The 24,079-nt window shown below is 72.2% G+C and carries 21 protein-coding genes and 1 tRNA gene; 11 read left to right on the top strand and 11 right to left on the bottom strand.

Going from position 1 to position 24,079, the window contains the following annotated elements:
* Positions 1-85: 85 nt before the first annotated feature.
* From ABD419_RS02175 to ABD419_RS02160, 4 genes are all read left to right on the top strand, one after another.
* Positions 86-799, top strand: coding sequence for a PadR family transcriptional regulator (locus tag ABD419_RS02175; RefSeq protein WP_344481177.1), 714 nt, complete (start codon positions 86-88; stop codon positions 797-799).
* Positions 792-1,862: an inositol-3-phosphate synthase gene (locus ABD419_RS02170; protein ID WP_344481175.1), complete on the top strand. Its 1,071-nt coding sequence runs from the start codon at positions 792-794 to the stop codon at positions 1,860-1,862. Before ABD419_RS02175 ends, ABD419_RS02170 begins: the two co-directional genes overlap by 8 nt.
* Positions 1,863-1,943: 81 nt before the next feature.
* A complete protein-coding gene (locus ABD419_RS02165) occupies positions 1,944-3,299 on the top strand; it encodes an MFS transporter (protein ID WP_344481173.1) in 1,356 nt (451 codons plus the stop codon).
* Positions 3,248-4,192, top strand: a complete 945-nt coding sequence (locus tag ABD419_RS02160) for a peptidylprolyl isomerase (RefSeq protein WP_344481171.1) — start codon at positions 3,248-3,250, stop codon at positions 4,190-4,192. The genes ABD419_RS02165 and ABD419_RS02160 overlap by 52 nt, the downstream gene beginning before the upstream one ends.
* Here the strand turns inward: ABD419_RS02160 and ABD419_RS02155 are convergent.
* The 6 genes from ABD419_RS02155 to ABD419_RS02130 all read right to left on the bottom strand — a co-directional run bounded on the left by ABD419_RS02155 (position 4,189) and on the right by ABD419_RS02130 (position 8,569).
* Positions 4,189-4,872, bottom strand: coding sequence for a lysophospholipid acyltransferase family protein (locus ABD419_RS02155; RefSeq protein ID WP_344481169.1), 684 nt, complete (start codon positions 4,870-4,872; stop codon positions 4,189-4,191). The two genes, ABD419_RS02160 and ABD419_RS02155, sit on opposite strands and share 4 nt — an antisense overlap.
* A gap of 154 nt (positions 4,873-5,026) precedes the next feature.
* On the bottom strand, positions 5,027-5,647 hold the full coding sequence (locus ABD419_RS02150; protein ID WP_344481167.1) for a bacterial proteasome activator family protein: 621 nt from the start codon (positions 5,645-5,647) through the stop codon (positions 5,027-5,029).
* Positions 5,648-5,805: 158 nt separating this feature from the next.
* Positions 5,806-5,888 (bottom strand) — tRNA-Leu (locus ABD419_RS02145).
* Positions 5,889-6,071: 183 nt separating this feature from the next.
* Complete coding sequence (locus ABD419_RS02140; protein WP_344481165.1) at positions 6,072-7,052, bottom strand: asparaginase; 981 nt, start codon at positions 7,050-7,052, stop codon at positions 6,072-6,074.
* A 21-nt stretch (positions 7,053-7,073) separates the two neighbouring features.
* Positions 7,074-8,132, bottom strand: a complete 1,059-nt coding sequence (ygfZ, locus tag ABD419_RS02135; RefSeq protein WP_344481164.1) for a CAF17-like 4Fe-4S cluster assembly/insertion protein YgfZ — start codon at positions 8,130-8,132, stop codon at positions 7,074-7,076.
* A complete protein-coding gene (locus ABD419_RS02130; RefSeq protein WP_344481163.1) occupies positions 8,129-8,569 on the bottom strand; it encodes a Fur family transcriptional regulator in 441 nt (146 codons plus the stop codon). The genes ygfZ and ABD419_RS02130 overlap by 4 nt, the downstream gene beginning before the upstream one ends.
* A 219-nt stretch (positions 8,570-8,788) precedes the next feature.
* Between ABD419_RS02130 and ABD419_RS02125 the strand changes: the two genes are divergently transcribed.
* Positions 8,789-9,643, top strand: coding sequence for an aminotransferase class IV (locus ABD419_RS02125; protein ID WP_344481160.1), 855 nt, complete (start codon positions 8,789-8,791; stop codon positions 9,641-9,643).
* 380 nt (positions 9,644-10,023) lie between these two features.
* Here the strand turns inward: ABD419_RS02125 and ABD419_RS02120 are convergent, their stop codons facing one another.
* From ABD419_RS02120 to ABD419_RS02110, 3 genes are all read right to left on the bottom strand, one after another.
* A complete protein-coding gene (locus tag ABD419_RS02120) occupies positions 10,024-11,382 on the bottom strand; it encodes an FAD-binding oxidoreductase (RefSeq protein WP_344481157.1) in 1,359 nt (452 codons plus the stop codon).
* Positions 11,383-11,412: 30 nt separating this feature from the next.
* On the bottom strand, positions 11,413-12,384 hold the full coding sequence (locus ABD419_RS02115; protein ID WP_344481155.1) for a serine hydrolase: 972 nt from the start codon (positions 12,382-12,384) through the stop codon (positions 11,413-11,415).
* 619 nt (positions 12,385-13,003) lie between these two features.
* Entirely contained in the window at positions 13,004-13,915 is a 912-nt protein-coding gene (locus ABD419_RS02110) for a hypothetical protein (RefSeq protein ID WP_344481153.1), read from the bottom strand.
* A gap of 213 nt (positions 13,916-14,128) precedes the next feature.
* Here ABD419_RS02110 and ABD419_RS02105 point away from each other — a divergent pair, with 213 nt between their 5' ends.
* Positions 14,129-16,060: a hypothetical protein gene (locus ABD419_RS02105; protein ID WP_344481151.1), complete on the top strand. Its 1,932-nt coding sequence runs from the start codon at positions 14,129-14,131 to the stop codon at positions 16,058-16,060.
* An 8-nt stretch (positions 16,061-16,068) separates the two neighbouring features.
* Here ABD419_RS02105 and ABD419_RS02100 read toward each other — a convergent pair whose 3' ends face one another.
* A complete protein-coding gene (locus ABD419_RS02100) occupies positions 16,069-16,530 on the bottom strand; it encodes a hypothetical protein (RefSeq protein WP_344481148.1) in 462 nt (153 codons plus the stop codon).
* A 91-nt stretch (positions 16,531-16,621) separates the two neighbouring features.
* Here ABD419_RS02100 and ABD419_RS02095 point away from each other — a divergent pair, with 91 nt between their 5' ends.
* Positions 16,622-17,836, top strand: coding sequence for an arginine deiminase (locus tag ABD419_RS02095; protein ID WP_344481146.1), 1,215 nt, complete (start codon positions 16,622-16,624; stop codon positions 17,834-17,836).
* A 54-nt stretch (positions 17,837-17,890) separates the two neighbouring features.
* On the opposite strand, the gene purD is transcribed toward ABD419_RS02095, so the two are convergent.
* On the bottom strand, positions 17,891-19,111 hold the full coding sequence (gene purD / locus ABD419_RS02090; RefSeq protein ID WP_344481144.1) for a phosphoribosylamine--glycine ligase: 1,221 nt from the start codon (positions 19,109-19,111) through the stop codon (positions 17,891-17,893).
* A gap of 122 nt (positions 19,112-19,233) precedes the next feature.
* On the opposite strand from purD, the gene purB reads away from it, so the two are divergent.
* The 4 genes from purB (at position 19,234) to purL (ending at position 23,967) form a co-directional block, all read left to right on the top strand.
* Entirely contained in the window at positions 19,234-20,652 is a 1,419-nt protein-coding gene (gene purB / locus ABD419_RS02085) for an adenylosuccinate lyase (RefSeq protein WP_344481143.1), read from the top strand.
* A gap of 104 nt (positions 20,653-20,756) precedes the next feature.
* Entirely contained in the window at positions 20,757-21,017 is a 261-nt protein-coding gene (purS, locus tag ABD419_RS02080; protein ID WP_344481140.1) for a phosphoribosylformylglycinamidine synthase subunit PurS, read from the top strand.
* Positions 21,014-21,697, top strand: coding sequence for a phosphoribosylformylglycinamidine synthase subunit PurQ (gene purQ / locus ABD419_RS02075; RefSeq protein WP_344481137.1), 684 nt, complete (start codon positions 21,014-21,016; stop codon positions 21,695-21,697). Before purS ends, purQ begins: the two co-directional genes overlap by 4 nt.
* The gene (gene purL, locus ABD419_RS02070) at positions 21,694-23,967 is read left to right on the top strand and encodes a phosphoribosylformylglycinamidine synthase subunit PurL (protein ID WP_344481134.1); all 2,274 of its coding nucleotides are present in this window, start codon (positions 21,694-21,696) and stop codon (positions 23,965-23,967) included. The genes purQ and purL overlap by 4 nt, the downstream gene beginning before the upstream one ends.
* Positions 23,968-24,079: the final 112 nt, after the last annotated feature.

Here is a 24,079-nt window from a genome sequence, read left to right as displayed (position 1 = left end):
GTGATTTACACCTGCCGTTATGGTTACCGTGATGTATCGGGCCGATACATCGGTGAGTTAGATCGCCGTGTGAAGGGAGGGGCGCATGTTGGAGCTGGCGATTCTGGGGCTCTTGCACGAGTCCCCGATGCACGGTTACGAACTGCGCAAACGCCTCTTGGCGCTGCTCGGAGCCGTCCGGGCGGCGTTCAGTTACGGTTCGCTGTACCCGACGCTCAAGCGGATGCGCCTGCGCGGCCTCATCGTCGAGGAGACCCCGGCGGTGGCCGCGGACCCGAAGACCGCCGCCACGCGCGCCACCGCGGAGAAGCCGCTGCTCAGCGGCCGCCGAGCCCGGAAGGTCTACCGGCTCACACCCGAAGGCAAGGAGCACTTCGCGCAGCTCATGGCGGACGCGGGCCCCGAGTCCGCGGACGAGGCGCTGTTCGGCGTGCACTTCGCCTTCTTCTCCCGCACCGACCCGGCCACCCGCCTCCGCATCCTGGAGGCGCGCCGCCGCCGCGTCGAGGAGCGCCGGGAGCGCATCCGCGAGGCGCTGGCCCGCACCGCCGAGCGGCTCGACGCCTACGGGCTCGAGCTCCAGCGCCACGGCCTGGAGACCGCCGAGCGCGAGGTGCGGTGGCTGAACGAGCTCATCGCCACCGAGGAGGGCCGCGGCCCGCGGCCCGGCAACGACTTCGGCGATCCCGTCGCCGGGACGGGAGGGCCCTCGGCCCTCCCGGAACAGGGAACACCCGATCCGGCTGCGAGTGCCGGAGACCCAAATAAACAAGGCAAAGGAGGCATGCGCGATGGGTAAGCTGCGCGTAGCCATTGTCGGCGTGGGCAACTGCGCCTCTTCGCTGGTCCAAGGCGTCGAGTACTACCGGGACGCCTCGCCCGAGGACCGGGTCCCCGGCCTCATGCACGTCCAGTTCGGCGACTACCACGTGAACGACATCGAGTTCGTCGCCGCGTTCGACGTGGACGCGAAGAAGGTCGGCCAGGACCTGGCCAGTGCGATCAACGCCTCGGAGAACAACACCATCCAGTTCGCCGAGGTGCCCCCGACCGGCATCCCCGTCCTGCGCGGTCCGACCCACGACGGCTTGGGCGAGTACTACACCGAGATGGTCACGGAGTCCTCCGAGGAGCCCGTCGACGTCGTCGCGGCCCTGAAGGCCGCGAAGGCCGACGTCGTGGTCTGCTACCTGCCGGTCGGTTCGGAGCAGGCCGCGAAGTTCTACGCGCAGGCCTCGATCGACGCGGGCTGCGCCTTCGTCAACGCCCTCCCCGTGTTCATCGCCTCCGACCCCGAATGGGCCCAGAAGTTCGTCGACGCCGGCGTCCCGATCGTGGGCGACGACATCAAGTCGCAGGTGGGCGCCACCATCGTGCACCGCGTGCTGGCGAAGCTGTTCGAAGACCGCGGCGTGCGGCTCGACCGCACCTACCAGCTGAACTTCGGCGGCAACATGGACTTCATGAACATGCTGGAGCGGACGCGTCTGAAGTCGAAGAAGATCTCGAAGACGCAGGCCGTGACGTCGCAGATCCCGCACGAGATGCACGGCGCCGACGTCCACATCGGCCCGTCGGACCACGTGCCGTGGCTGACCGACCGCAAGTGGGCGTACATCCGCCTGGAGGGCACCACCTTCGGTGACGTGCCGCTGAACGCGGAACTGAAGCTCGAGGTGTGGGACTCCCCGAACTCGGCCGGCGTCATCATCGACGCGGTGCGCGCGGCGAAGATCGCGATGGACCGCGGCCACGGCGGCCCGGTCGAGTCGGCCTCGAGCTACTTCATGAAGTCGCCGGCCAAGCAGTTCTCCGACGAAGAGGCGCGCATCTCCGTCGAGAACTTCATCGCCGGCCTGTAGCGTCCGAACCGTTCTCGCCAAGGGGGCTCCGATTCGAACATCGGAGTCCCCCTTGGTGTTCAAGGGGGATATCCTTCGAACATGCGCACCGACGGGCACGTCCGCAACCTCGCCGGCAACCGCCGCTTCAGGCACCTGCTGGCGGTGCGCCTCACCTCCCAGGTCGCCGACGGCATGTTCCAGGCGTCCCTGGCGCTCTCGGTGTTCTTCAACCCGGCGCTGGGCGAGGCCGGCGACCCGTTCCGGTACGCGGCCGCCGTGGCCCTCCTGCTCGGCCCCTACTCGCTGCTCGGGCCCTATGTGGGCACCGTGCTCGACCGCTTCAGCCGCCGCAACCTGATCGGCGGCGCGAACCTCGTGCGCGCGGCCCTCATGATCGTCATCTGCCTGACGCTGCCGGGCGGCTTCAACTGGACGTGGGTCCTCTGCGCCATGCTGGTGCTCGCCGCGAACCGGTTCGTCCTCGCGGGCCTGGCGGCCACCCACCCGCAGGTCGTCCCCGAGCGGGACCTCGTGACCGCGAACTCCCTGGCCTCCACATTGGGCGCGCTCGCGTACGGCCTCGGCCTCGCGACGACGGGCATCGCCAAACTCGCCGACTCCGACGTGTCCTACTCGATGCTCGCGCTCGCGGCCGGCTGCGGCTACCTCGCGTCGGCGCTGATCGTCGCGGCCACCTTCAAACGGAACGCCCTGGGCCCCAGCGAGGACGAGGCCGCCGACGGCGGCCTGTGGCGGGGCGTCGCCGCGACGACCGCGGGGATGATCGCCGGATTCCGGTACCTCGGGCGCCGGCGCGGCCCGGCGCTCGTGATGGCCGTCCAAGGGCTGCACCGGTTCCTGTACGGCATCGTGTTCATCGTCGCGATCGCGCTGTTCATGGGCTTCTTCTGGGACGTCGAGTCGGACCCGACCCGCACGACCACGATCACGTGGCTGCTGGTCCTGGCGATCCTGGGGAACGTCGGCGTGCTCGCGGCCGCGATCGTCACGCCGCGCGCGACCCGCGTGTGGGGCCCGCGGAACTGGGTCGTGGTCCTCATGGCGCTGTGCGCGGTCGTCGTGGCCGCGCTCGCCGGGACGATGGTCCCGGTCATGTTCGCCGCCGCGGTCCTGCTGGTGAACATCGCGTCCCAGGGCGTCAAGATCACCGTGGACACCAGCATCCAGCGCGGCGTCGAGGACGCCTACCGCGGCCGGGTCTTCTCGGTCAACGACACCGTCTACAACGTCGGCTACCTCGCGGGCCTGTTCGCGGCGGCCCTCCTCGTCCCGGCCGACGGCTATGCGCCGGGCACGCTCGTCGGCGTCGCCGTCTCCTACGGTCTGATCTGCGTCGGATACGCCTACCTCGCGCGAGACGACGCCCCGTACGATGCTGAGTCATGGAGCCCAGCCGCCCCGCGCACGCAGCCGAGACCGACCACGAGCCGGTAGCCTCCAGCCCCTTCCGCTCCACGCCCCCCTGGGAGCGCGGCAGCGGCTGGAAGCGCGGCCTGGCCGGACTGGGCGCGGTCCTCCTCACCGCCGGCTCGGTCGCCGGCGTCGCCTGGCTCGCATTCCGCGACGGCGACGGCGAGGGCGGCGACACCGGCGAGGTGATCACCGAGCGCTGCAACATCACCGAGGCCGACGACGTCGGGTCCGGCGCGGACCCGCTCCAGCCGGCGTCCCCGCCCGAGCGGTCCCTCGCGGTGATCCAGACGAACTACGGCGACATCGCCGTGATGCTCTGGGGCGACCTCGCGCCGTGCGGCGTCGACGCGTTCACGTACCTGTCGGAGACCGGGTTCTACGCCTCGCACGAGTGCGACCGGCTCACCACGCAGTCGGTCGACCCGACCGCGGTCCTGCGCTGCGGGAGCCCCGGGCATGAGGAGGAGTCCGACGACTCGTACGGCCCGGGCTGGCGGTTCCAAGCCGAGACCGGCATGGCGGGCAACGACGTCGCCGACGTCCTCGCGCTCGTCACCGACGACCGGGGCCGCGCGGGCAGCGCGTTCGCGCTCATCCGCGGCGCGGCCGTCCCGACCGCGAACGTGAGCGTCATCGGCGGGATCGTCGACGGCTACGAGGTCCTCGACCAGATCGCGGCGCTCTCCGACACCGTCGAGTCCGACGGCGTCCCGCCCGTGCCCGTCGAGGTGTGGGGCGTCACGGTCACCGAGCTGTCGGACCTGCCGAGCGGACCGGACACGGTCGGCGAGGCCACCGGCCTGCCGAGCGGCACCCCCGCGGAGACGCCCTCCGGAACCTCCACCGGCACGCCGAGCGGCACCCCCACCGGGACGGCGACGCCGACCGGAGTCACCACCCAAGGGCGCGACTAGTCGTCGTTCTCCTTGCCGGGGCTGTTGCGCTTCGCGTACTTGTCGACGTACTCCTGGCCCGTCAAGCGGCGGATCGCGTCCATGACCTCGTCGGTGACCGCGCGGATCACCACCCGGTCGTTCTCCATGCCCTTGTAGCGGGTGAAGTCCAGCGGCCGCCCCACGCGCACGCCCACCGGCGCCACGCGCGGCCGCGACTCCCCGATCGGCAGGACCTTCTCGGTGCCGATCAGCCCGATCGGCACCACCGGCGCTCCCGACGCCAGCGCCAGCCGCGCCACCCCGGGCTTGCCCCGGTACAGGCGCCCGTCGGGCGAGCGGGTCCCCTCCGGGAAGATCGCGAACACGCGGCCCTCCTCCAGGACCTCCAGGGACGGCTCCAGGGCCGAGGCGCTCTTGCGCCCGCCCGAGCGGTCCACGGCCACCTGGCCCAGGGCCTTCACCGTCGAGGAGATGAGCTTGCCCTTGAGGCCCGCGCCGGTGAAGTACTCGATCTTCGCCATCGTCGCGATGTGCCGCTTCGTGGTCAGGCCCAGGAAGTAGTGGTCGGCGACGGAGAGGTGGTTCGACGCCAGGATCACCGGCCCGGTCTCCGGGATGTTCTCTCTCCCGTCGATCCACGGCCTGTAGATCAGTTTGACGGCCGGCGCGGCCGTCCATTGCAGCGTCCTGTACAGCACCGTGCTCAGCTCTCCAGTGGTCTCACCCTAGGGACGGGTCGGCACAATTATGGCTCGCGAACCGCCGAAGGCGAAACCCGCGAGCCGTCGGATCCCAGAAGACCGCAGCGGCCCCGCCAGGAAGGCAGGGCCGAGTCTATGGCATTCGCCCGCCCTACAAGTACTGCCCGGGAGGGTGGTCGCGGTCGTCACCGCGCGCCGCGCGCTCGGCCATCACGGCCCTCAGCTGCGGCGGGAGCTCACTCCCGGCGGGCAGCGCCTTGAGTTCGCCGCCGCGCATCTGGTCGAGCTGGAGCCGCGCGGCCATCTGCTGCGCGACGAGCGCGGCCTGGATGCCGTGGAACAGCCCTTCGAGCCAGCCCACGAGCTGGGCCTGCGCGATGCGCAGCTCCGCCTCGGTGGGGACCTCGTCGGAGCCGAACGGCAGCGACAGCCGCTCCAGCTCGTCGCGGAGCTCCGGCGCGAGCCCGGACTCCAGTTCGGCGATCGAGCGGGCGTGGATGTCGCGCAGGCGCTGGCGGCCCTTCACGTCGAGGTCCGCGGCCCGGACCTCTTCGAGGAGCTGCTTGATCATCGAGCCGACCCGCATGACCTTGGCCGGTTCGTGCACGAGCCGGGTCGGGTCGGACTCGTACGGGTCCTCGCCCTCGTCGTCCGCGTCGGCCGCGGCGGGCTTCGCGGGCTTGGCGGTGGCGACCGGGTTGCCCTCCGCGTCGACGATGAGCAGTTCGTCCTCGGTCTCGTCGCGTTCGGGCTCGGTGTTCGCGTCGCTCATGGTCGTAGTGACCCCACAGTCGTTGTCGGTGGCGGTTCCATTCCCTTGCTCCGAGCCTAACGCGGGAACCCCCGGGGGTGTTCCCGCTCGCCGCACCCGCGGTGCGGGACCCGGATAGCGAAAAAGCCCGGTGGTCGAAACCATCGGGCCTTCACCTGTGCGCGAGGGGGGACTTGAACCCCCACGTCCTTGCGGACACTGGCACCTGAAGCCAGCGCGTCTGCCATTCCGCCACTCGCGCCAGCGAGTGGCGGAATCAGAAGTGCAGTCGCCACTCGCTAGGCCGGATAACCGACCTGAAGTCGGATCGAACCGCCCTAGGTCGATCACGCCGACCTCGGGCCGGACCAAGCCGACCGCACGATACTACCTCCCGCGCCGGACCCCGCTCAACGGGGTATTCCCCCCGTTGAGTCCCGGGCCACTACAGCAGGGTCCGCACCCTGCCGACGGGTTCGCCGCCGCCGAGGACCTCGGGCCAGGTGAGGGCGTCGATCTCGGGCTTGGCCGAGAGCGGGACCTCCATCCCGGCGATGGTGGTGAGGGCGCGGAGCGCGACGGGCATGGAGGCCCGGCCGGCGCCGTCGTCGATCTTGACGGCGACCGCGCCGACGCCGGGTGCGGCGACGACGTGGAAGCCTTCGGCGCCGCCCTTGGCGAGGAGGCCGGGGACGGCGCTCATGGACCGGTTGTCGGGTCCGTGGGTGCCGTCGACGAGGTGCGGGTGGGCGCGCATGGCGTCGGCGATGCGCCGCTCGGGCGTGCCCTCGGGGGCCTCGACGAAGCGGGCGAAGGCGCGGGCGATGCCGTGGAGCGAGACGGCGAGGACGGGCGCGCCGCAGCCGTCGACGCCGGTGTGGGCGACGGTCTCGCCGGTGAGCTCCTCGACGGTCGCGGTGATGAGTTCCTGGAGCGGGTGCTCGGGGTCGCGGTAGGTGGCGAGGTCCCAGCCGGCGGCGGCGCAGGCGGCGAGCATCCCGGAGTGCTTGCCGGAGCAGTTCATGTAGACGCGCTTGGGCTCGGGCCCGTCGGCGGCGACGACGGCGTTGCGGGCGTCGAGGTTGCCGGGCAGGTCGGGCGGGCACAGGAGGTGCTCCTCGCCGAGGCCGGCGTGCGCGAGCACGGAGCGGACGCGGTCGAGGTGGAACGGTTCGCCGCGGTGGCTGGCGGCGGCGATGGCGAGGTCGGCCTCGGAGTCGGGCTCCCAGCCGGCGCGGAGCATCGCGAGCGCCTGCATGGGCTTGTTGGAGGAGCGGGGGAACACGGGCGAGTCGGCGTCGCCGATCGTGGCGACGAGGGCTCCCGCGGGGTCGGTCACTGCCACGCTGCCCCGATGGGAGCTCTCGGCGAAACCGGACCTGACGACTTGTGCGACGGGTTCGCCGCCGCGGTACGAAGCACTCATACTGCGAGGCTAGCCGGGCGGCTAGAGACTCGCGGCCTGATCGCCCGTGATGAGGCGCACGTCCGGTTCGGCCACGGCCGACCGCTTGACCATCGCGAGCGCGATCTGGCCGAGCTCGAAGTGCTGGACGGCGGTGCCGATGAAGCCGACTTCCTTGTCTCCCAACGAGACAGGGGTGCCGTTGGCGGGCGGGTGCTCGTCGGTGCCGTCGAGGTGGAGCATGACGAGGCGGCGCGGCGGCTGTCCGAGGTGGTGGACCTTGGCGACGGTCTCCTGCCCGCGGTAGCAGCCCTTGTCGAGGTGGACGGCGGCGGCGAGCCAGTGGGGGACCTCGTGGGGGACGGTCTTCTCGTCGGTGTCGACGCCGAACGCGGGGAGCTTCGCGGCGACGCGGAGCGCGTTCCACGCCCAGGTGCCGGCGAGGGTGCCGCCCGCGCCCTCGGCGGCCTCGGCGAGGCGCTCGCGGCGCACGAGCACGTCGAAGGTGGGGACGCCGAGCGCGTCGGTGCGGCGGGTCCAGCCGTCGGCGTCCTGGAAGGGGCCGCCGGGGTGGACGGCGGTGGGGACGGCGAGGAGGTCCTTGGAGGCGAACTTCGCGATGGGCACGGGCTGGACGACCGGCGGGGCGTCGTCGGCGCGGGCGATGCCGGTGAAGCTGAACAGGGCCCAGTCGGCGGTCTCGTCGCGGAGTTCGACCTCGGTGCGGAACTTCATGAGCTCGAGGTACTTCAGGAGCGCCTCGCCGCGGCCGGGCTCGGTGTCGAGCCAGGTGGTGGCGCCGTCGTCGTAGACGTTGGCGTGGTGCTCGACGCGCCCGGTGGGGGAGAGGATGAGCGTCTCGGTGCCCTCGTGCGGCTTGAGGCTGGTGAGGTGCTGGGTGGCGAGCGAGTGCAGCCAGGTTAGTCGGGCCTCGCCGGTGACGGAGAGGACGTCGCGGTCGGAGCGGTCGAACAGGGCGCCGGTCTCGGTCGCGGTCTTCTGCTCCTTCAGCGGCCCGCCGTAGTGCCAGGCGGTGCGGCCGTCGGCGGTGGCGACGGCGCCGGGGGCGCTGAGCAGCGGAGACGGTCCGATCGTGGTCATGCGTGCTTCTCCAGGCAGTCGGCGCAGGTCCCGAACAGGGCGACGTGGCCGACGTCCATGACGAATCCGGTGGCGTCGGCGACCTCCCTGCGCACGCCCGCGAACATCGTGGGGTCGACTTCGGTGATCCGGCCGCAGCGGTGGCACACCAGGTGGGCGTGGCCGCGGTCGCCGGACAGGTGGTAGGTGGGGGCGCCGTGGGAGAGGTGGGTGTGCGAGACGAGCTGGAGCTCCTCGAGGAGGTCGAGGGTCCGGTAGACGGTGGTGATGTTCACGCCTTCGACCTGGTCGCGGATGCGCTCGTGGATCCGCTCGGGGGTCGCGTGCCCGAGGGCGCGGACGGCCTCCAGGACCAGCTGCCGCTGGGCGGTCATGCGCAGGCCTTTGGAGCGCAGCACCGCGGCCAGTTCGGTCTCGGCCTCGGCTTCGGTGGGCATGTGTGCATGGTACTGCGCCGCGCGGGTGACTCGTCCGGGTGACATGGGCGGCCGGGGACCCGGTTCCTGTCGGACCCCCGCGACATGATGGCGACTATGTTCCCCGGGGTGGGTGGGGGTTCGGGATGGAACTACTACTAGCCCGCCCACCCGCCCTGCGGGCGGCGCGTCCCGGCCGTGTCCGTTCACCCCCGCCGGCGCGGGGAGCACAATGAGCACATGGCACTAGTGACAGCAGTACTGCACCGCGGCGTCGTCGACTCCGACGCGCCGCTCCTGTGCGCCGACGACCTCGGGGTCCTCCGCGGCGACGGCGTCTTCGAGACGATCAACGTGCGCGGCGGGGCCGCGTTCCTGCTCTCGGAGCACCTCGACCGGATGGCGAACTCCGCGCGCCGCATGGAGTTCGAGCTCCCCGCGAAGGCCGAGCTGGCCGAACTCGCCGAGCAGGCCCTGGTCGCCTGGCGCGAACGGGCCCAGGGCGAGGGCGCGCTGCGCCTGGTCGCGACCCGCGGCCGCGAGGCCGGCGGCCCGCCGACGGTCTACGCGACGGTCGACCCCGTCCCGCGCGAGCGCATCCTGCCGCGGCGCGACGGGCTCCGGATCGCCACTGCGACCCTGGGGGTGAATGCCGATGCGCGGGGCGACGCCCCGTGGCTTCTAGGCGGGGTGAAGGCGCTCTCGTACGCGTCGATGATGGCGGTGACCCGCTGGGCGAAGACCCAGGGCGCCGACGACGCCCTGTGGGTCTCGGCCGACGGCTTCGCGCTGGAGGGCCCGACCTCGTCGCTGCTGTGGCTCGAGGGCGACACGGTCTTCACGACGCCGACCTCGGCGGGCATCCTCCCGGGGACCACGAGCGCGTACCTGCTGGAGCAGGCGCCGAAGGCGGGCCTGAAGACCGGCGAGAAGCTGATCTCGGTGGGGGACTTGAAGAACGCGGAGGCGGCGTGGCTCAGCTCCTCCGTTCGAGGTGTGGCCTTCATCACTCAGATTGACGGAGCGGCGGTCGCGCAGCGCCCGGACATCACGGCTGAGCTGGACAAACTCGCGGGGTTCGAGGTGCCTTCGTAACGGTTGGGCATCGTTTCCCAGGTTCTTCCCAGGCTCGCCACAGGTCCCGCTCAGAGACGGTCCTCATAGTAATGAGTGTTCCGGTCACGCCGACAAGCCAATCGGAGGGACATGGGCAGTCTTCCGGGAGGCACGGAACAATCCGGGGGCACAACCGGTAAGGGCAATCGGGCACAGCCCTACCGGTGCCAATGAAAAGTGGAGCTCCTCCACTTTATCGGGGCCGCAGCGAATGGGCAAGCGCTGCGGCCCCATTACCGTGTCACAGGATCGACACGAAACCGTATCGGCCGCAGCCGGACTGCACTGCCCGACCGCATTGCCGGACCGCTTTGCCGCACTGCGGCCCGCGGTGCCGCCAGCGCAGACGCCGCCCGCATTCAGGCGAGGACCTTCCCCGGATTGAGGATGCCGAGCGGGTCGAGGGCCGCCTTCAATCGGCGCTGCACCGCCAGATTCACCGGGTCGACCTCCTTTGCGAGCCAGTCCCGCTTGAGCATTCCCACGCCGTGCTCGCCGGTGATGGTGCCGCCCATGGCAAGCGCCATCTCCAGGATCTCGTCGAACGCGGCCCGACCCGCGGCCAGGGACGCCGGGTCCTCGGGGTGCACGATGATGTTCGGGTGCAGGTTCCCGTCGCCCGCATGGGCGATGACCCCGATGACGACCCCGTGCTTCGCGGCCGCGGCCTGCACGCCGTCGAGCGCCTCCGCAAGGCGGGCGCGCGGGACGGCGACGTCGTCGACGAGGACGGTCCCGAGCCGCTCCATGGCGTGGTAGGCGCTGCGCCGCGACTCCAGGAGCGCGTCGGCCTCGGCGGCGTCGGTCGCCCGGTACACCTCGGTCGCACCGGATTCGGTGCACAGCGCCTCGATCGCGATGAGCTCGCGCTCGGGGTCGGCGTCGGCGGCGACCAGCAGCAGCGCGGCCGCCTCGGTCGGGAGTCCCATGGGCCGCATGGCCTCCAGGGCCCGCAGGTGCACGTTGTCGATGAGTTCGAGCAGGCTCGGCTGCTTCCCCGCGGCCATGATCGCGGTGACGGCGCGCCCGGCGGCGGCGGTCGTGTCGAAGACCGCGGCGAGCGTGAGCCGCTGCGCCGGAACGGGTGCGAGCTTCACGGTGGCCTCGGTGACGATCCCGAGCGTCCCCTCGGAGCCGCAGAACAGCCGCACCAGGTCGTACCCGGCGACGCCCTTCGCGGTGCGCCGCCCGCAGCGCATGACCTCCCCGGAGGCGAGGACCACTTCGAGGGCGAGCACGTACTCGGGGGTCGTCCCGTACTTGACGCAGCACATCCCGCCCGCGGCGGTCGCGATGTTCCCGCCGATGGTGGAGATCCGCCACGACCCCGGGTCGGGGCTGTACCGCAGCCCGGAGGCGGCCGCGGCCTCGGAGATCGCGGCGTTGAGGACCCCCGGCTGCACGACCGCGAGCCGGTCGACCGGGTCGATCTCGATGATGCGGTCCATGCCGGAGAGGTCGAGCAGGAGCGCGCCGTCGACGGCGGTCGCCGCGCCGGCGAGCCCGGTCCGGGCGCCCTGCGGCACCACCGGGACCGCGAGCTCCGCGGCGATCGCGACGGCGGCGCTCACCTCCGCGGTCGAGTGCGCCCGCACCAGCGCGGCCGCCCGCCCGGGCGGCACCAGGCCGGCGTGGTCCACCGCGTGCGCGGCCAGGACGTCCGGGTCGGTGACGGGCGCCAGGCCCGCCTCGGTCAGTGCTTCGACGAGTCGGCTCATGCTGCGATTGTCACTCGCGGCGCAGCGGCCCTACTCCAACGGGTCGGTGTCGACGATCCCGCGGACGATCTCGGCGAGCGCCTCGACGCGGTCGATGCCCTCCTCCTGGGAGGCCGAGCCGCCGGTGAGGATCGCGATCTCGATGGGGTGCTCGGTGTCGCCGCCGATCACGCCGATGGAGTTGACGACCCATTCGCCGCCCATGGCGTCGCGCGTGTCCCAGCCGTTCTTCATCCACACGGTCTCGCCGTCGGCGGCCGCCGCGGAGACGCCCCACTGCTGGAAGTCGGCGAGGTCGCCCATGAGCGAGCGCGCGTACTCGGTCTGCTCGGCGTCGAGGACGCCTGCCTCCTCGTACAGCGCGATCTCCAGGACCCGCAGCTGGTCGACGGCGGTGGTCTGCGTCTTGCCCCACTGCTCGGTCTCGTTCGGGTTGGTGTTCTCCAGCCCGAAGTCGATGTGCGCCTGGCGGATCGCGGCGTGCCCGTCGTCGAACGTGCCGCCGTAGAGGACGTCGTTCGTCGCGTCGTTGTCCGACTCGCGGATCATCAGCTCGGCCCGGTCGAGCAGCCAGTCGGGGACCTGGTCGAGGGTGCCGTACTCCTCCAGCATCATGGTGAGGATCTCGACCTTCACCACCGACGCCGTGTCGTACTGCACCTCGCCGTCGTAGTCGAGGCGGAACTCGCCGTCGTCCACCGCGACCGCGGCGTAGAAGTTCTCGTCGTCCTCCTCCGCCATGTACGCGGCGACGGCCTCGTCGAGCGCGGACTGCAGCTGGGTCTGCGCGGCTTCGCGCATCTCCTCGTCGGACGGCTGGAGGGAGGAGCTCTCCAGGTCGTCGGCCTGCGAGCCGGGGAGGCTCTCGTCGGAGGACCCGCCAGTGCCGCCGTTGTCGCGGCCGGAGCTCACGACGAAGATCACCGCCGCGACGAGCACGGCGATCCCAGGGACGGCGAGGTAGGGCCAGAGCCGTCGCGAGGAGGCGTGTTTTGCGGTCACTGCTGAACCTGACTCTTCAAGGCGGGGGTGAACGAATTGCTGCGGCCCACGCTAATTGAGCCGCCGAAGCCACCACAAGCAGGGTGGATCGAGAGTTCCGTAACGGTTGCGCATCGGTGCGTGCGGCGCCGTCGGGGCGCCCTCCCCCCGTCGTCGGGCCTTCAATGGTCCCTCGCCCCGCCCGCCGCGGCCAGCGTCCCTCGTCACGGCCGCCCCGTGCGCCCCGGCGCAAAGGGGACGCGGCACGACGAAGCGCCCGCCGGACGGCGGGCGCTACGGGTGGATCAATGCAGTTTCAGGCGGGCCGTGAGGCACTGGTCCGGGCGGTCGGAGTGGGACCTGGGGAGGAAATGACCATCACCGATCGACCGAGCCGCAGTGCCTCACGGAGACTCCACCGTGCCGCGCCTCGACTGCCCGGAGGGCAGTGCGATCGAAGGGGTCGCCTTCGAAGGCTCCGGCCGCCTGCTGCGGCGGGCCGGTTCGGGGCCGGTGAAACACCGGGCCGCCCGCTGCCGCTCGCGGCGGTTCCGCACCCGCCCGCCGGTCCAAGCCGGAGAGCCGTGCACGGGACCGGACGCGGCGGCCGACTGCGGCTCCGGGGCCTTCAGGGCGGCGGTCACGCCGTCGCCCGCTGCTTCAGGAGGGTGCGGGTCACCGCGGCGGCCACGCCGACCAGGCAGATGATCGCGACCAGGGCCAGGAGCCCGTTCGCGCCGTCGGCCACGGCCCGCGGGTCGACCGCGACGACCTCTTCCTCTGCGGCCGGGTCGAAGCCCGCGCCGTCGTCGAAGCCGGGCTCGCCGAACGCGTTCACCTCGTCCTCGACGGGGGCCTCGGCCTCGTCCTGCACGGGCTGCTCGGCGTCCGGGCCCTGCTGGGCCGCCGCCTCGTCCTCCGCCTGCGCCCCTTCGGAGTCCGAGTCGCCCCGGTCCTCCTCGTCGGGGGCGGGCAGGTCGTGCGTGTCGGACTCGCCGGAGCCGGACTCGTTCTCGCCGGTCGCCGTGTCCGCCTGCGCCTCGACGACGTGGACCTGCGCCGAGTCGTACTCCGCGAACAGGCCGTGGCACTGCGGGACCATCGCGACCTCGGCCGACCGGTTCATCTCGAACACCTGCGTCGAGCCGTCGGAGATGTCGAACACCTCGTCGCCCACGTGCAGTTCGGCGTTCGCGCCCAGCTCGTTCGTGTACCGCACCTGGGAGCCCTCCTCGACCGTCAGGTCGGTGGCGTCGGGGATCGACGAGGCCGAGAGCAGGCCGAGCGTGCCGCAGTCGCCGCTGAAGACGATCTCGCTGCCGGTGCCCGCCTCGGGCTCCTCGGCCGTCGCCATGCTCATCCCCGCCGCGCCGCCCGCCGCGAGCACCGCCGCGGCCGACAGCGCCGCCAGGCGCGAGCGCCGGCGCTGCGAGCGCCGGTCCATGGCCTCCTGGATCGCCGGGGCGATCCGGCCGTCGTTCACCGGGTACGGCAGCGGAGGACGCGTCTGGGCCCGGGACTGATGACCGAGCTTCGTGGTGTGTCTTCCCATGCCTGCGTCTCTCCAACCGCGATTCCGTCTGTGGGTGCGGACCCGGTCCACCGCGGGAATCAGGTCTCAACCCCGTTCAACGAACCGGCGGGCGAAAGGTGACGGCCCCGGCCGCACCCGATTCCCGCGCGGCCTCATGCGGTGGGGCGCCGGAGGGCGGCCCTCCGTAGGATGTGCCCTGAGAACAGCACCGAGCGAGACCGCGGGAACCCCATGGTGATCACCGAGCCCACCCAGCCCGAACGCGGCGAGGGGCGCGAGCCCGACGCCGCCGCGGCCCCCGAGGGCCCCGAGCCCGGACCGGCCGCCGACGCGACCGCCGACGGCGGTGCGCCCGAACCGAAGGCCGACGACGAGCGCTGGCGGCGCTTCGCCTCCGGCGCGGACCCGGCCGCCCCCCGGACCGCCCCGCCCGGACGGGTCCGCCGCACCGGCCGCCTCGCCGCGCGCGCCGCCCGCAGCGAGTGGACGATCGCCGCCCTCGTCAGCGCCCTCCTCGCCGTCGCCATGACCTGGCCCCTCGCGAAGGACCTCACCACCGTCATCCCCCACGACCTCGGCGACCCGCTCCTCCAGGCGTACACGCTCGGCTGGATCGGCGAGGCCCTGCGCACCGACCCCGCGGGCGTCTGGAGCACCAACAGCTTCTGGCCCAACCCCGACTCGCTCCTGTTCACCGACACGCTCTTCGGCTACGCCCCCGCCGCGCTCCTCGCCACCGACGCCGCGAGCACCCTCGTCGTCTACAACGTCCTGTTCATCGCCACGTTCGCGCTCGCGTTCCTCGGCGCCTACGCGCTCCTGCGCCAGCTCGGCGCCCGCGTCGCCGGCTCCGCGGTCGGCGCCGCCGCGTTCGCCTACGCCCCCTGGAAGCTCGCGCACCTCGGGCACCTGAACGTCCTGTCGTCCGGCGCGATCGCCCTCGCCCTCGCCATGCTCGCGCGCGGCCACGGCTGGTCCCTGCGCGACGGCTTCCGCCCCGAGCGCCAGCGCCCCGGCTGGATCGTCGCCGGCTGGCTGGTCGCCCTGTGGCAGTTCTCGATCGGCGTCGCCCTCGGCCTCTCCTTCGTGTACCTCATGCTCGCGATCGCCGTCGTCGTCGGCCTGTTCTGGCTCGTCAAGCGGCCCGCGCTCAACTGGCGCACCGTGGTCGCCGACGGCGCCGGCGGCGTCGTGTTCAGTCTCGGCGTCCTGTGGATCGCCGACCGCCACGCCTCGGTCGCGCAGGCGTACCCGGAGACGGTGCGCGACTACGGGTACGTGCAGTTCTTCAGCCCCGGCTGGCAGTCGTTCATCATCGCGCCGGAGGAGTCGCGCCTGTGGGGCGCGGCGCACGAGGCCGCCCGCACCGACCTGACGTGGCCGCCCGAGCAGACGCTCCTGGTCGGCTTCACCGTGCTCGCGCTCGCGATCGCGGGCCTGATCTGGTCGTCGTGGAGCCGCTGGCAGCGGTGGTGCCTCGCGCTCGGCACGGCCCTGCTGACGGCGCTCGCCATGGGCCCCAACTTCCTCGACCACGGCCGGTGGGCGTGGGGCCTGCTGTACGAGTACGCGCCGGGCTTCGACGCGGTCCGCACCCCGGGCCGCATGGTCCTCTACATCTCGCTGCTGCTGGCGGTCCTCGCCGCGGGCACGCTGACGCGCTTGGCCGACGACGCCGACGCCGTCGCCCACGAGTCCCGCGTCGACCGCCGCCTCGACCGGGTGCGGGCGCCGCGCCGCGTGCACGCGCTCCTGTTCCTGCCCATCGTGTTCGTGCTGTGGGAGGGCCTCATGGTGCCCGACTTCCACGAGCCGGACCCGGCGCCGCTCGACGTGTCGGCGCTCGACGGGCCGGTCCTGTTCCTGCCCTCGGACGGGCGCGACACGCGGGTCCAGTTCTGGACCGTGGACGGCTTCGTCGACATGGTGAACGGCTCCGCCGCGTTCACGCCGGCCGCGACGTCGGAGATCCGGGACCTGTCGAAGTCGTTCCCGAGCGAGGGGGCGGTCGACGCCCTGCGCGAGGCGGGCGTCGAGACCGTCGTGGTCGTCCCCGACTGGCTGCCCGGCAGCGACTGGGCGGGCGTGGACACCGAGACCGACCCGTTCGGCGTCGACGTCGAGCGGACCGACGACGCGATCGTCTACGACCTGAACCCGTGAGGCGCCGGTCAGGCCGGGCCGATCGGGGTCAGGAACGCCAGCGACCCGATCGCGTCGAGGCGCGGCGGGGAGTGCAGCGGCGACGCCGTGACGTCGAAGGTGCGGTGCACGCCCCGGTGCTCGATGCGCATGAGGCTCCGTTCGAGGGCGTCGGTCTGGAGCGCCTGCACGGGGGCGAGCCGCGCCAGCTCGGCGTCGACGAGCGGGTGCGCGCCGGCCGTGAAGTCCAGGAACCGAAGGCCCGCATCGAGGAAGCGCGGCATGTGGTGCTCGACGTCGGGGCGCATGCCGAGCAGCTGCCGGGCCGCGCGGGACACGGCGACGAGCCTGGTGTCCGCCGCGAGCAGCATGCAGGCGTCAGCGCTCGCGGCGACCGCGGCGCGCCAGGTGGCGAGCGACGGGTCGAGCCTCCTGCCATCGGGTCCGGGCGCGGAGGCGCGGAGCGGGATGACCAGTTCGAGTTGCGTCAATTGGGCGTCCCGGGGGTAGTGGTTACGCTCAGTCTGTCCACGTTAACAGAGAAAAGTTGATCTCTGTCCTCGGCGCGTCTACGCTCAGGCCATGAGTGCTGATGTCGCGCCCGCATACGGAGTCGATTCGGAGGTGGGCCGCCTTCGCAGCGTCATGCTCCACCGCCCCGGAGGGGAGCTGCGCCGGTTGACGCCGCGCAACAACGGGGCGCTCCTGTTCGACGGCGTCCCGTGGGTCGAGCGGGCCCAGGAGGAGCACGACCGCTTCGCGGGGGTCCTGCTGGAGCACGGCGTCGAGGTCCTGTACCTGTCTGCGCTGCTTCGGGAGTGCCTCGAACTCGACGAGGCCCGCGAGGCCGTCACCGTGGGCGTCGCCGCCGACCCGCGCCTGGGGCAGACCCTCGGCCGCGAACTCGCCGCGTACCTCTCGGCCCTGGAACCGGAGCGGCTCGCCGCGGTCCTGGTGGAGGGGCTCACGAAGGAGGAGTTCGGGCCGTCGAGCAGCCTGCGGCACAGGATGATGCGCGCCACCGAGTTCGTCATCGACCCGCTCCCGAACACGATGTTCACCCGCGACTCGTCGGTGTGGATCGGCGACGCCGTCGCCGTCACCAGCCTCGCGATGCCGGCCCGCCGCCGCGAGACGACCCTGACCGGGATCGTCTACCACCACCACCCCCGCTTCGCCGACGTGCCGAAGCTGTACGACCCGTCCCTGGAGCACCTCGAAGGCGGCGACGTCCTCGCCCTCGCCCCCGGCGTCCTCGCCGTCGGCGTCGGCGAGCGCACCACCCCCGCGGGCGTGGAGCGCCTGTCGCGCAAGGTGTTCGAGCGCGGCACGATCCACACCGTCCTCGCCGTCCCGATCGCGCAGCGCCGCGCCACGATGCACCTCGACACCGTGTGCACCATGGTCGACCGCGACCGCATGGTCATCTACGCCCCGGCCGCCCAGCGCCTGGAGTCGTACACGATCACCCCCGACGGCGACCGCATCGCGATCGAGGGCCCCCGCCGCTTCCTCGACGCCGCCGCCGACGCCATCGGCGTCGACGCCGTCGAGATCATCCACACCGGCGAGCGCGACGTCGTCACCGCCGAGCGCGAGCAGTGGGACGACGGCAACAACACCCTCGCCCTCGCCCCCGGCGTCGCGGTCGCCTACGAGCGCAACACCGTCACCAACGGCCGCCTCGAACGCGCCGGCGTCAAGGTCCTCACCATCCCCGGCTCCGAACTCGGCTCCGGCCGCGGCGGCCCCCGCTGCATGTCCTGCCCCACCGGCCGAGCACCCCTCGCCGCCTGACCGGCACGCGGAAGGCCGCGCCCCGTCCGGGTCGCGCCCTTCTCGCTCGGTCGCTTAGATGTTCGCGGCGATGTCCTTGCGGTAGTAGCCGCCTTCGAGCTTGACGCCCTCGGTGAGGGCGTACGCCTCCTGGCGGGCCTGGGCCACGGACTTGCCGGTGCCGACGCAGCCGAGGACGCGGCCGCCGGTGGCGATGAGCTGCCCGGAGGCGTCGAGGGCCGTGCCGGCGTGGAAGACGCCCTCGGCGTCGGCGCCGTAGAGCGGGCGGCCGGTGACGGGCGTGCCCGGGTAGCCCTCGTTCGAGACGACGACGCACACGGCGGCGCCCTCGCGCCACCACAGCGGCCCGAAGTCGGCGAGCTTGCCGGTGGCGGCCGCGTACAGGAGCTCCCCGAGGGGGCTCTCCAGCAGTGCGAGGACCGCCTGGATCTCCGGGTCGCCGAAGCGCGCGTTGAACTCGACGACCTTGAGGCCCTTCGAGGTCAGCGCCAGGCCGCAGTACAGGGTGCCGACGAACGGCAGGCCGCGCCCGGCCAGCTCGGCGAGGGTCGGCTCGGCGACGCGCGCCATGACCTCGGCGACGAGGTCGTCCGGGGCCCACGGCAGCGGCGTGTACGCGCCCATGCCGCCGGTGTTCGGGCCGGTCCCGCCGTCGCCGATGCGCTTGAAGTCCTGCGCGGGCAGCAGCGCCTTCGCGCTGGTGCCGTCGGCGACCACGAACAGGGACACCTCGGGGCCGTCGAGGTACTCCTCGATGACGACGCGCTCGCAGTCGAGCGCGTGCGCGAGCGCCTGCGCGCGGTCCTCGGTGACGACGACGCCCTTGCCGGCGGCGAGGCCGTCGTCCTTGACGACGTACGGCGCGCCGAACTCGTCGAGGGCGGCCTCGGCCTCCTCGCGGGTGCGGCACACGCGCGCGGCGGCGGTCGGCACGCCCGCGGCGGCCATGACCTCCTTCGCGAACGCCTTGGAGCCCTCGATCCGGGCGGCCGCGCCGCTCGGGCCGTACACGGGGATGCCCTTCGCCCGGACCGCGTCGGCGACGCCGGCCACGAGCGGGGCCTCGGGGCCCACGATCACGAGGTCGGCGGCCGAGGTCACGGCCAGGGAGGCCACCGCGGCGGGGTCGGTCTGGTTCACCGGCACGCACTCGCCGAGCGCGGCCATGCCGGGGTTCCCCGGGGCGCAGATGAGTGTGGTGACGGACGCGTCAGCGGCCAGGGCCGCCGCGAGGGCGTGCTCGCGGCCGCCGGAGCCGATCAGGAGTACTCGCACGAGGCCAGTTTACGTGGCGGATACGTGCTGGTTAACCGCCACGCCGGTGGTGAACGTGACACTCGCCCCGCTCGCGGGTGCGCACCAGGCGCCGACGCCGCCGCTGGTGACATCATTGCCCCGTGACTGCGAATGTGCTCGCCGAGCGTTACGCCTCCGCGCCGATGCGCGACATCTGGGACCCCGTCGGGAAGATCAAGGCCGAGCGCAGGCTCTGGCTCGCGGTCCTCCAGGCGCAGCACGACCTGGGCGTCACCGTCCCCGACGGCGTGATCGCCGACTACGAGCGCGTCCTCGACCGGGTCGACCTCGCCTCCATCGCGGAGCGCGAGCGCGTCACCAAGCACGACGTCAAGGCCCGCATCGAGGAGTTCTCCGACCTCGCCGGCCACCAGCACATCCACAAGGGCATGACCAGCCGCGACCTCACCGAGAACGTCGAGCAGATGCAGGTCCGCCAGTCCCTCGAACTGGTCCAGGGCCGCATCGTCGCCGCGCTCGTGCGCCTCGCCGCCCGCGCCCAGCAGTACCGCGACCTCGTCATGACCGGCCGCAGCCACAACGTCCCCGCGCAGGCCACGACCCTCGGGAAGCGCTTCGCGACCTGGGCCGAGGAGCTCCTCGCCGCCCACGACCGCATCGAGGACCTGCTCCGCCGCTACCCGCTGCGCGGCATCAAGGGCCCGGTCGGCACCGCCCAGGACATGCTCGACCTGTTCGACGGCGACACCGCGAAGCTCGCCGAGCTGGAGCGGCGCATCGCCAGCCACCTGGGCTTCGAGCGCGTCATGGACTCCGTCGGCCAGGTGTACCCGCGCTCGCTCGACTACGAGGTCGGCACCGCGCTCGTGCAGGCCGTCGCCGCCCCGTCGTCGGCCGCGCTCACCATCCGGCTCATGGCCGGCGCCGAGCTCGCCACCGAGGGGTTCATGCCCGGCCAGGTCGGCTCGTCCGCCATGCCGCACAAGATGAACACCCGCTCCTCCGAGCGCGTCAACGGCCTCGCCGTCGTCGCCCGCGGCTACGCCTCGATGCTCGGCGAGCTCGCCGGCGACCAGTGGAACGAGGGCGACGTCTCGTGTTCGGTGGTCCGCCGCGTCGCGCTCCCCGACCTGTTCTACGCCGTCGACGGGCTGTATGAGACGTTCCTCACCATTCTGGACAACTTCGGGGCGTACCCGGCGGTCGTCGGCGCCGAACTCGACCGCTACCTCCCCTTCCTGACCTCGACGAAGGTCCTCATGGAGGCGGTCAAGCAGGGCGCCGGCCGCGAGGACGCCCACGAGGCCATCAAGGAGCACGCCGTCGCGGTGGCCCGCGCCATGCGCGAGGAGGGCCTGCGCGGGAACGACCTGTTCGACCGCCTCGCCGCCGACCCCCGCCTGCCCCTCGACCGGGCCGGCCTGGACGCGCTCGTCGCGAATACGGGTGAATTCATCGGCGCCGCAGGCGATCAGGTCGACGGTGTCGCCGAAAGGGTGGCCGCAGCGGCGAAAGCGCACCCCGAGGCGGCCGCCTACAGCCCCGCCGGCATCCTCTGACGAGCTGTGACCTGGCACCGCTCGCACAACGCGTCGCTGGTCCAGGTCACCGCCCGTGAATATGCTGGTCCTGTCCCGTCCATGTGACCGACAGGAGTGCGACCGTGGCCCGTGTAGTGGTCGACGTGATGCTGAAGCCCGAAATCCTCGACCCCCAGGGCGAGGCCGTCCTCGGGGCGCTGCCCCGCCTCGGCGTCACCGATGTGGCGACGGTGCGGATCGGCAAGCGCGTCGAGATCGAGTTCGACGAGAACGCCCAGAACGTCGAGGAGCAGTCGCGAGTGATCGCCGACCAGCTCCTGGCCAACCCCGTCATCGAGGACTTCACGGTCTACGTGGAGCGCGACTCGGTCGAGGCGGCATGAGCGCCCGCATCGGGATCGTGACGTTCCCCGGCTCGCTCGACGACCGGGACGCCGCCCGCGCGGTGTACCTGGCCGGCGCCGAGCCGGTGTCGCTGTGGCACGACGACGCCCAGATCCACGGGGTCGACGCAGTGTTCCTGCCCGGCGGGTTCTCCTACGGCGACGCGCTGCGCTGCGGCGCGATCGCCCGTTTCAGCCAGGTGATGGACACCGTGAAGGCCGGCGCCGCCCAGGGGATGCCCGTCCTCGGCGTGTGCAACGGCTTCCAGGTCCTGTGCGAGTCGCACCTGCTGCCCGGCGCGCTGGTGCGCAACGCCCACCTGCGCTACCGCAACCGGCCCGCGCGCCTGCGCGTGGAGACGACCCGGACCGCGTGGACGAACGCGTTCGTGCCCGAGGCCGAGATCGTCATGCCCGCCAAGCACGGCGAGGGCCGCTATGTCGCCGACGAGGCGACCCTGGACGCGCTCGAGCAGAGCGGCCGGGTCGTCTTCCGGTACCTCGACAACCCGAACGGGTCGATGCGCGACATCGCCGGGGTGGCGAACGAGGCCGGGAACGTCGTCGGCCTCATGCCCCACCCCGAGCACGCCGTCGAGGCGCTCACCGGGCCGTCGACCGACGGCCTCGGCGTGGTCGCCTCCGTCCTGGCCCACCTCAGCGAGGGAGCGAGACGATGAGCCAATACGTCGCCGTGGACACCGTCGGCGTCGCCGAGGCGACCCCCGACGAGAAGCAGCCGTGGTCCGAACTGGGCCTGAAGGAGGACGAGTACCAGCGCATCCGCGAGGTCCTCGGCCGCCGCCCCACCCAGTCCGAGCTCGCGATGTACTCGATCATGTGGTCCGAGCACTGCTCGTACAAGTCGAGCAAGGTGCACCTGCGCCAGTTCGGCGAGAAGAACCCGCGCACCCCGCGCCTCCTGGCCGGGATCGGCGAGAACGCCGGCGTCGTCGCCATCGACGAGAACATCGCCGTCACGTTCAAGGTCGAGTCGCACAACCACCCGTCGTACGTCGAGCCCAAGCAGGGCGCGGCCACCGGCGTCGGCGGCATCATCCGCGACATCATCGCGATGGGCGCCCGCCCGATCGCCGTCATGGACTCGCTGCGCTTCGGCGCCATCGACCACCCCGACACCGCCCGGGTCCTCCCGGGCGTCGTCGACGGCATCGGCCACTACGGCAACTGCGTGGGCCTGCCGAACATCGGCGGCGAGACCTACTTCGACCCGTGCTACCAGGGCAACCCGCTCGTCAACGCGCTCAGCGTCGGCGTCATGCCCCGCTCGCGCCTCCAGTCGATGCAGGCCTCCGGCACCGGGAACGTCGTGATCCTGCTCGGCGCCAAGACCGGCCGCGACGGCATCGGCGGCGTGTCCGTCCTCGCCTCCGCGACGTTCTCGGAGTCCGGCGAGGGCGACGCCCGCCCGTCGGTCCAGGTCGGCGACCCGTTCACCGAGAAGCTCCTCATCGAGGTGTGCCTCGAGCTGTTCGACGCCCAGCTCGTCGTCGGCGTCCAGGACCTCGGCGGCGCGGGCCTCACCTGCGCCCTGAGCGAGACCGCGGCCGCCGGCGACGGCGGCATGCACGTCGACCTCGAACTGGTCCCCTTGCGCGCCAAGGGCATGGAACCGCAGGACATCCTCGCCTCCGAGTCGCAGGAGCGCATGCTCCTCATCGTCGACCCGGCCAAGGCCGACGAGGTCCTCGCCCGCGCCCACCGCTGGGGCCTGCTCGCCACCGCGATCGGCACCGTCACCGACACCGGCCGCCTCGTCGTCGACTTCCACGGCCAGACCGTCGTCGACGTCCCGCCGAAGTCGCTCGCCGACGAGGGCCCGGTCTACCACCGGCCGCTCGCCGAACCGAACGACCTGGGCCTCATCGCGGTCGACCGCGCCGAGACCCTGCCGCGCCCGGCCACCGACGAGGAGATCCGCCAGACCGTCCTCGACATGGCCGCCAGCCCGAACCTGTGCGACAAGTCCTGGATCACCGAGCAGTACGACTCGTCGGTGTTCGGCAACACGGTCCTGGGCACGCCGCACGACGCGGGCGTGGTCCGCCTGGACGAGCGCACCGGCGTCGGCATCGCGATCTCCCTCGACGGCAACGGCCGCTTCGCGCGGCTCGACCCGTACCTGGGCGCGCAGCTCTCGCTCGCCGAGGCGTACCGGAACGTCGCCGTCACCGGCGCCACCCCGATCGCCGTCTCCGACTGCCTGAACTTCGGCTCGCCCGAGGACCCGCACGTCATGTGGCAGTTCGAGCGCGCCGTCACCGGCATCGCGGACGCCTGCCAGAAGCTCGGCATCCCCGTGACCGGCGGCAACGTCTCGTTCTACAACCAGACCGGCCGCGAGGCGATCCACCCGACGCCCGTCATCGGCGTGCTCGGGGTCCTCGAGGACGTGGCCCGCCGCATCCCGCTCGGCCTGGGCCGCACCGGCGACACCATCGCGCTCGTGGGCACCACGAGCGAGGAGCTGTCGGGCTCGGAGTGGGCCGCGGTCACGCACGGCCACCTCGGCGGCGTGCCGCCGAAGGTCGACCTCGACCACGAGATGAAGCTCGCCGACCTGCTCTCGCGGCTCGCCGAGACCGAGCAGCTCGCGGCCGCGCACGACCTCTCCGAGGGCGGGCTGGCGCAGGCGCTCGTGGAGGCGATCAGCTTCTCGGGCATGGGCGCGCAGATCCTCCTGCCGGAGGGCGCCGACCCGTTCACCTACCTGTTCTCGGAGTCGTCCGGGCGGGTGCTCGTGGTGATCCCGCGCGGCCAGGAGCTCGCGGTGCGCAGCGCCTGCGAGTCCCGCGGCCTGCCGATCACGCCCCTGGGCGTGGCCGACGCGAACACCGACGGCCTCCACCTGCGCGATCACTTCGACATCACCCGCGAGGACATCGACGCGGCCTTCAAGGGCCGCATCGGCGCCCGACTGGGAGAGTAAGGACACACCGCACGACCACGAACGCCCCGGCGCGCAGCGCCGGGGCGTTCGTGTTGCGGCGCATGCGAACGGGGAGGACATCGCCTGGGAAAGGGCCCCCGGTTTCGACCGT

It is taken from the genome of Glycomyces endophyticus (genome assembly GCF_039531525.1).
In the GTDB taxonomy this organism is placed as follows: Bacteria; Actinomycetota; Actinomycetes; order Mycobacteriales; family Micromonosporaceae; genus Glycomyces; species Glycomyces endophyticus.
This window is presented reverse-complemented; position numbering and strand designations above follow the sequence as displayed.

Coding starts and splice junctions, on each gene's coding strand:
- ABD419_RS02175 (WP_344481177.1), top strand. CDS start 86: ATGTTGGAGCTGGCGATTCTGGGGCTCTTGCACGAGTCCCCGATGCAC.
- ABD419_RS02170 (WP_344481175.1), top strand. CDS start 792: ATGGGTAAGCTGCGCGTAGCCATTGTCGGCGTGGGCAACTGCGCCTCT.
- ABD419_RS02165 (WP_344481173.1), top strand. CDS start 1,944: ATGCGCACCGACGGGCACGTCCGCAACCTCGCCGGCAACCGCCGCTTC.
- ABD419_RS02160 (WP_344481171.1), top strand. CDS start 3,248: ATGGAGCCCAGCCGCCCCGCGCACGCAGCCGAGACCGACCACGAGCCG.
- ABD419_RS02150 (WP_344481167.1), bottom strand. CDS start 5,647: ATGAGCGACGCGAACACCGAGCCCGAACGCGACGAGACCGAGGACGAA.
- ABD419_RS02140 (WP_344481165.1), bottom strand. CDS start 7,052: ATGAGTGCTTCGTACCGCGGCGGCGAACCCGTCGCACAAGTCGTCAGG.
- ygfZ (WP_344481164.1), bottom strand. CDS start 8,132: ATGACCACGATCGGACCGTCTCCGCTGCTCAGCGCCCCCGGCGCCGTC.
- ABD419_RS02130 (WP_344481163.1), bottom strand. CDS start 8,569: ATGCCCACCGAAGCCGAGGCCGAGACCGAACTGGCCGCGGTGCTGCGC.
- ABD419_RS02125 (WP_344481160.1), top strand. CDS start 8,789: ATGGCACTAGTGACAGCAGTACTGCACCGCGGCGTCGTCGACTCCGAC.
- ABD419_RS02120 (WP_344481157.1), bottom strand. CDS start 11,382: ATGAGCCGACTCGTCGAAGCACTGACCGAGGCGGGCCTGGCGCCCGTC.
- ABD419_RS02110 (WP_344481153.1), bottom strand. CDS start 13,915: ATGGGAAGACACACCACGAAGCTCGGTCATCAGTCCCGGGCCCAGACG.
- ABD419_RS02105 (WP_344481151.1), top strand. CDS start 14,129: ATGGTGATCACCGAGCCCACCCAGCCCGAACGCGGCGAGGGGCGCGAG.
- ABD419_RS02095 (WP_344481146.1), top strand. CDS start 16,622: ATGAGTGCTGATGTCGCGCCCGCATACGGAGTCGATTCGGAGGTGGGC.
- purQ (WP_344481137.1), top strand. CDS start 21,014: ATGAGCGCCCGCATCGGGATCGTGACGTTCCCCGGCTCGCTCGACGAC.
- purL (WP_344481134.1), top strand. CDS start 21,694: ATGAGCCAATACGTCGCCGTGGACACCGTCGGCGTCGCCGAGGCGACC.